Below are 1628 nucleotides of genomic sequence, written 5' to 3' on the forward strand. Positions count from 1 at the left end.
GTGACATTCTGGCCGCTGACCTGTGGGGCGGTTGTCGGTGACGGTTCCACACCTGTCACGGTGGTGCTGGTTTTTGCTTTTCTGGGTGTGTGCGGATGTTCGGCTGGCGCCGTTTATGGCGGGCTGAGCGCGGCGATCCTTTTCACTGCCTTGAGCAGCAATCGCACCTCTGGTGCTGTGGAGGCCAGGTGCAGGGTGGTTTGACGGGCGTGCTTGGCGAGTTTCCCTCCGATTTCAAAGAGCCTGGCCCGGAGCTTCTTTGGTTCCCACCGGCGGGCTTTGGTGTCTTTGAAACCGATCATTTGGGTCCAGGCCATGATCTCTGTGGCCATCATGACCACATGGCACCACAGCTCGTTGGCTGTGAACGACTTGAAGGGAAGGTTCGCGAAGCCGGTGTCTTTGGCGTTGCGGATCCGGTCTTCACAGCGGGCGCGGAGCCGGTGGCTGACGTCAAGGTCAGCGAGTTGGCCGTGTTCCTGGTTCGTTGCGATGGCCGTGTACCGGTGCCCGTCGATATCGGTGATCCGCAACTGTGCACCTACGTGCGGGATCTCCTTTCGGACGATGACCCGCATACCTGCCGGCCACGAGGAGAGATCGAGCATGCCGGTGATGTCGGCAACCCATGCTCCGTCTCGTTCGGTGCCGTCGCTGTCGTAGGCCCGGTTCCACCCCTTCTTTGGGATCAGCGGCAGCACCTTGGCGACGGCCTCGCTGATCGTGAATCCGACGGAGTAGGAGAAGTTGCGGCGCTTGTCGGTGAGCCAGTCCAGGAATCCGTGCGTGCCACCGGCAGAGTCCGTGCGGATCATGATCTTCCGCCCGGACCGCCACCCCTTCGGTAACTGCTTGATGGAGTCCTTGACGACCTGGATGTGGTCGGCGACCGTGTTCGAGCCGGCGTTGCCGGGCCGCAACAAGGTCACCAAGGGCTCCCCGGTACCTGCGGTGCCGTGGTCAACGTAGGAACACAGCGGGTGGAAACCGAAGCCTTTCTTCCATGTAGGCCGGGCGTCATCCTTTTCCGAGTGAGAGTTCACCAGGGAAGCGTCGAGGTCGATGACCAGGGGGTTCTTCCTGCTGGCACCGTGCAAGGGCGAGTCTTCACCTGCCTGTTCCCACACATGCGCTCTGGATGCGGCTCGGGCCTTGTTGATCGCCGCCAACACCTTCCCCGGCTGTGCGGTGGCCAGAACCTTGAAGAGCCGGCTGATCGTGGGATCCGAGGCGATCAGTCCATAGACTTCCGGTTCGTTGCGGAGCCGGTCAATGTCGGAAACGAAGTCTCCGCCCGTGGCCAGCGACAATGCCAGGTCCGTGAGGATCTTGCCAGGGTTGTGTGTGGCGAACGGCTTGCGCCAAGGCTCCAGTACTTCAGCCAACCCAGTGGTCATCCCGGATGCCTTCAGCATTTCCGTCAGGACGATCCCGCCGCCTTGGGACACGACCCCGTCACCGGTGGCATCAACTCGAACAGAGGGGTAAAAGCCGGTAATGTTGTTCACCTGCAAGGTGCTCCTGAACGTGTGCGGAAAATTTGGTGTGGTAACTACATTTTCCCATGTCAGAGGCACCTTTCAGGCTTTAATGACGCTGCAAAGTCATGCCGCCGTGAAATCTCGAGG

1 protein-coding gene is annotated in these 1628 nt (G+C 60.7%); it reads right to left on the reverse strand.

Annotation, left to right across the window (positions count from 1 at the left end; genetic code table 11):
- Positions 1 to 113: 113 nt before the first annotated feature.
- The gene (locus ACT3TS_RS19605; protein ID WP_444533205.1) at positions 114 to 1508 is read right to left on the reverse strand and encodes an IS1380 family transposase; all 1395 of its coding nucleotides are present in this window, start codon (positions 1506 to 1508) and stop codon (positions 114 to 116) included.
- Between the last annotated feature and the right edge of the window lie 120 nt (positions 1509 to 1628).

Source organism: Specibacter sp. AOP5-B1-6 (assembly GCF_052376555.1).
GTDB lineage: Bacteria > Actinomycetota > Actinomycetes > Actinomycetales > Micrococcaceae > Specibacter.